2 tRNA genes and 3 rRNA genes are annotated in these 5,433 nt (G+C 54.6%); all 5 read right to left on the bottom strand.

Annotated elements, in window-relative coordinates:
* Positions 1-40: 40 nt before the first annotated feature.
* A 5S ribosomal RNA gene (gene rrf / locus AB4083_RS22795) occupies positions 41-153 on the bottom strand.
* Between the two features lie 115 nt (positions 154-268).
* Positions 269-3,147, bottom strand: a 23S ribosomal RNA gene (locus AB4083_RS22790).
* Positions 3,148-3,339: 192 nt separating this feature from the next.
* Positions 3,340-3,415, bottom strand: a tRNA-Ala gene (locus tag AB4083_RS22785).
* A gap of 4 nt (positions 3,416-3,419) precedes the next feature.
* A tRNA-Ile gene (locus tag AB4083_RS22780) sits at positions 3,420-3,496 on the bottom strand.
* Positions 3,497-3,605: 109 nt separating this feature from the next.
* Positions 3,606-5,150, bottom strand: a 16S ribosomal RNA gene (locus tag AB4083_RS22775).
* The 16S, 23S and 5S rRNA genes sit together here with 2 tRNA genes alongside, the layout of an rRNA operon.
* Between the last annotated feature and the right edge of the window lie 283 nt (positions 5,151-5,433).

Here is a 5,433-nt window from a genome sequence, read left to right as displayed (position 1 = left end):
AAAAACCCCCACCGTGAGGTGAGGGTTTTTAGGATAAAGCCCCTGGCGATGACCTACTCTTGCATAGCAAGCTACACTACCATCGGCGCAGCTGCGTTTCACTTCCGAGTTCGGGATGGGATCGGGTGGGGCCACAGCGCTATCTTCGCCAGGGAAGGGGTGGGGGCAGCGCAGGTTGATGCGCCAAGCCCCGCAAAGGGGTAAACGAGTGACAAGCGTCTGGTGAATTGAGATGTTCGCTAAGGACTGCGAAGCGTCTTGGGGTTATATGGTCAAGCCGCACGGCTCATTAGTACGCGTAAGCTCAATGCATTGCTGCACTTCCACATCGCGCCTATCAACCACCTAGTCTAGATGGGGCCTTAAGGAGTCTCTGGGACTCGGGAGATCTCATCTTGGGGCGTGCTTCCCGCTTAGATGCTTTCAGCGGTTATCACTTCCGTTCGTAGCTACCGGGCAATGCCATGGGCATGACAACCCGAACACCAGCGGAACGTCCACTCCGGTCCTCTCGTACTAGGAGCAGCCCCCCTCAAATCTCCAACGCCCACGACAGATAGGGACCGAACTGTCTCACGACGTTCTGAACCCAGCTCGCGTACCACTTTAAATGGCGAACAGCCATACCCTTGGGACCGACTACAGCCCCAGGATGTGATGAGCCGACATCGAGGTGCCAAACACCGCCGTCGATATGAACTCTTGGGCGGTATCAGCCTGTTATCCCCGGAGTACCTTTTATCCGTTGAGCGATGGCCCTTCCATACAGAACCACCGGATCACTAAGACCTACTTTCGTACCTGCTTGATCCGTCGATCTCGCAGTCAAGCACGCTTATGCCTTTGCACACAGTGCGCGATGTCCGACCGCGCTGAGCGTACCTTCGTGCTCCTCCGTTACTCTTTGGGAGGAGACCGCCCCAGTCAAACTACCCACCACACACGGTCCCTGATCCGGATTACGGACCTAGGTTAGAACGTCAAGCACTTCAGGGTGGTATTTCAAGGATGGCTCCACCGAAACTAGCGTCTCGGTTTCATAGCCTCCCACCTATCCTACACAGAAGAACTCAACGTTCAGTGTGAAGCTGTAGTAAAGGTTCACGGGGTCTTTCCGTCTTGCCGCGGGAACGCTGCATCTTCACAGCGATTTCAATTTCACTGAGTCTCGGGTGGAGACAGCGCCGCTGTCGTTACGCCATTCGTGCAGGTCGGAACTTACCCGACAAGGAATTTCGCTACCTTAGGACCGTTATAGTTACGGCCGCCGTTTACTGGGGCTTCGATCAAGAGCTTCGCCTTGCGGCTGACCCCATCAATTAACCTTCCAGCACCGGGCAGGCGTCACACCCTATACGTCCACTTTCGTGTTTGCAGAGTGCTGTGTTTTTGATAAACAGTCGCAGCGGCCAGGTTACTGCGACCCTTCTCAGCTCAGCTACGCATGTAGCCACCAAAAAGGGCGCACCTTCTCCCGAAGTTACGGTGCCATTTTGCCTAGTTCCTTCACCCGAGTTCTCTCAAGCGCCTTGGGATTCTCACCCTGCCTACCAGTGTCGGTTTACGGTACGGTTTCTCTGCAGCTGAAGCTTAGTGGCTTTTCCTGGAAGCGTAGTATCAGTCACTTCGCCCAAAAGGGCTCGTCTCGGTGCTCGGTGTATGTGATCCCGGATTTGCCAAAGATCACCACCTACCGCCTTTCCCCGGGACAACCAACGCCCGGTAGACCTAACTTTCTCCGTCCCCACATCGCACTGCAGACAAGTGCCGGAATATTAACCGGCTTCCCATCGACTACGCATTTCTGCCTCGCCTTAGGGGCCGACTCACCCTGCGCCGATGAACGTTGCGCGAGGAAACCTTGGGCTTTCGGCGTGCGGGCTTTTCACCCGCATTATCGTTACTCATGTCAGCATTCGCACTTCCGATACCTCCAGCAGGCTTCTCAACCCACCTTCACAGGCTTACGGAACGCTCCTCTACCGCGCACACATAGTGTGCACCCCGAGCTTCGGTGTAGTGCTTAGCCCCGTTAAATCTTCCGCGCAGGCCGACTCGACCAGTGAGCTATTACGCTTTCTTTAAAGGGTGGCTGCTTCTAAGCCAACCTCCTGGCTGTCTGTGCCTTCCCACATCGTTTTCCACTTAGCACTAACTTGGGGACCTTAGCTGCGGGTCTGGGTTGTTTCCCTTTTCACGACGGACGTTAGCACCCGCCGTGTGTCTCCCGTACAGTCTGTCCTGGTATTCGGAGTTTGCCATGGTTTGCTAAGTCGCGATGACCCGCTAGCCATAACAGTGCTCTACCCCCAGGAAGATACATACGAGGCGCTACCTAAATAGCTTTCGAGGAGAACCAGCTATCTCCGAGTTTGTTTAGCCTTTCACTCCTATCCTCAGCTCATCCCCATCTATTGCAACAGATGTGGGTTCGGTCCTCCAGTGCGTGTTACCGCACCTTCAACCTGGCCAAGGATAGATCACTCGGTTTCGGGTCTACTGCCAGAGACTATGCGCCCTATTCAGACTCGGTTTCCCTTCGCCTCCCCTAGACGGTTAAGCTCGCCACTGACAGTAAGTCGCTGACCCATTATACAAAAGGTACGCAGTCACCCTTGCGGGCTTCCACTGCTTGTACGTATACGGTTTCAGGGTCTATTTCACTCCCCTCTCCGGGGTTCTTTTCGCCTTTCCCTCACGGTACTAGTTCGCTATCGGTCGGTCAGGAGTATTTAGCCTTGGAGGATGGTCCCCCCATGTTCAGACAGGGTTTCACGTGCCCCGCCTTACTCAATTTCACACAACGTGCCTTTTCGCCTACAGGGCTATCACCTGCTATGGCCGGCCTTTCCAAACCGTTCGGCTAAAACATGCTGTGCTTTTGGGCTAGTCCGCGTTCGCTCGTCGCTACTGACGGAATCTCGGTTGATTTCTTTTCCTCCGGGTACTTAGATATTTCAGTTCCCCGGGTTCGCTTCACAGAGCTATGTATTCACTCAGTGATACTGCTTGCGCAGTGGGTTTCCCCATTCGGACATTGCCGGATCAAAGCTTGTTGCCAGCTCCCCGACACTTTTCGCAGGCTGCCACGTCCTTCATCGCCTCTGACCGCCAAGGCATCCACCGTATACGCTTGGTCGCTTGACCATATAACCCCAAGTCGCCTCGGGATTACATCTCCAAACAACGCGTTCGCTTAATTGCCTCAACGACACATCTCGATTCGGTTTCGAACCAAGACGCTTGTCACTCGTTTACATTTTCAAAGAACACGAAACCGGCCACAGTGCCGTCTCGCTTCAGAAATCTTTTGTGTGCGCTACATATCCGCTTACGAACTGGTGGAGCCAGTCGGGATCGAACCGACGACCCCCTGCTTGCAAAGCAGGTGCTCTCCCAGCTGAGCTATGGCCCCATAGTGGTGGGTCTGGGAGGACTCGAACCACCGGCCTCACCCTTATCAGGGGTGCGCTCTAACCACCTGAGCTACAGACCCATAAAGCTTTCAAGGCCGCTCCTTGCGGAGCGCGCCTTTCACGCCGTTGGCGTGCGGATATGCAGGTGTCTTGTGTGGACGTCTTACGTCAGTGGTTCTGTCGTTCTCGAAAGGAGGTGATCCAGCCGCACCTTCCGATACGGCTACCTTGTTACGACTTCACCCCAGTCATGAACCACTCCGTGGTCGTCGCCCTCCTTGCGGTTAGGCTAACGGCTTCTGGAGCAACTCACTCCCATGGTGTGACGGGCGGTGTGTACAAGGCCCGGGAACGTATTCACCGCAGCATAGCTGATCTGCGATTACTAGCGATTCCGACTTCACGAAGTCGAGTTGCAGACTTCGATCCGGACTGGGATCGGCTTTCTGGGATTGGCTCCACCTCGCGGTATTGCAACCCTCTGTACCGACCATTGTAGTACGTGTGTAGCCCTGGCCGTAAGGGCCATGATGACTTGACGTCATCCCCACCTTCCTCCGGTTTGTCACCGGCAGTCTCCTTAGAGTTCCCACCATTACGTGCTGGCAACTAAGGACAAGGGTTGCGCTCGTTGCGGGACTTAACCCAACATCTCACGACACGAGCTGACGACAGCCATGCAGCACCTGTGTTCTGATTCCCGAAGGCACTCCCGCATCTCTGCAGGATTCCAGACATGTCAAGGCCAGGTAAGGTTCTTCGCGTTGCATCGAATTAAACCACATACTCCACCGCTTGTGCGGGCCCCCGTCAATTCCTTTGAGTTTCAGTCTTGCGACCGTACTCCCCAGGCGGCGAACTTAACGCGTTAGCTTCGACACTGATCTCCGAGTTGAGACCAACATCCAGTTCGCATCGTTTAGGGCGTGGACTACCAGGGTATCTAATCCTGTTTGCTCCCCACGCTTTCGTGCCTCAGCGTCAGTGTTGATCCAGATGGCCGCCTTCGCCACTGATGTTCCTCCCGATCTCTACGCATTTCACCGCTACACCGGGAATTCCACCATCCTCTATCACACTCTAGCTCTCCAGTATCCACTGCCATTCCCAGGTTGAGCCCGGGGATTTCACAGCAGACTTAAAGAACCGCCTACGCACGCTTTACGCCCAGTAATTCCGATTAACGCTTGCACCCTTCGTATTACCGCGGCTGCTGGCACGAAGTTAGCCGGTGCTTATTCCTCAGGTACCGTCAGCCCCGCCGAGTATTAATCGACAGTATTTCGCTCCTGATAAAAGTGCTTTACAACCCGAAGGCCTTCTTCACACACGCGGCATTGCTGGATCAGGCTTTCGCCCATTGTCCAATATTCCCCACTGCTGCCTCCCGTAGGAGTCTGGGCCGTGTCTCAGTCCCAGTGTGGCTGATCATCCTCTCAGACCAGCTATCGATCGTCGCCTTGGTGAGCCATTACCTCACCAACAAGCTAATCGAACATCGGTCCATCCAACCGCGCGAGGTCTTTCGATCCCCCGCTTTCTCCCGTAGGACGTATGCGGTATTAGCGTAAGTTTCCCTACGTTATCCCCCACGTCTGGGCAGGTCCCGATGCATTACTCACCCGTCCGCCACTCGCCACCCACAGTATTGCTACTGCTGTGCTGCCGTTCGACTTGCATGTGTTAGGCATGCCGCCAGCGTTCAATCTGAGCCAGGATCAAACTCTTCACTTAAGTTTTCGACCAACCGAAGTTGATCTATCTTTCTGAAGCGTTAGTCCTAACCATAAAACGTCAAGCTTTTGAATTGACTCTTAGGTTAGACGCTTGCATTTGTTTGGACAGTTGCCCATCCAACGCAAGACGCCCACACAAGTCACCTGCGCACACTGTCAAAGATCAATCACTTGCAACCCGTTCTTCCGAATTGCCCCGAGACGTTTCGTCCCGGGTGAGCCGCCCATTCTACATCGTCTTTCCGGTCCGTCAACACCTGCTGCGAAGTATTTCTTGCTGC

The sequence above is a fragment of the Dyella sp. 2RAB6 genome (genome assembly GCF_052115385.1).
Lineage (GTDB): Bacteria > Pseudomonadota > Gammaproteobacteria > Xanthomonadales > Rhodanobacteraceae > Dyella_D.
Note: the sequence above shows the minus strand (reverse complement) of the source record. Positions and strands in the feature narration are given on the sequence as shown.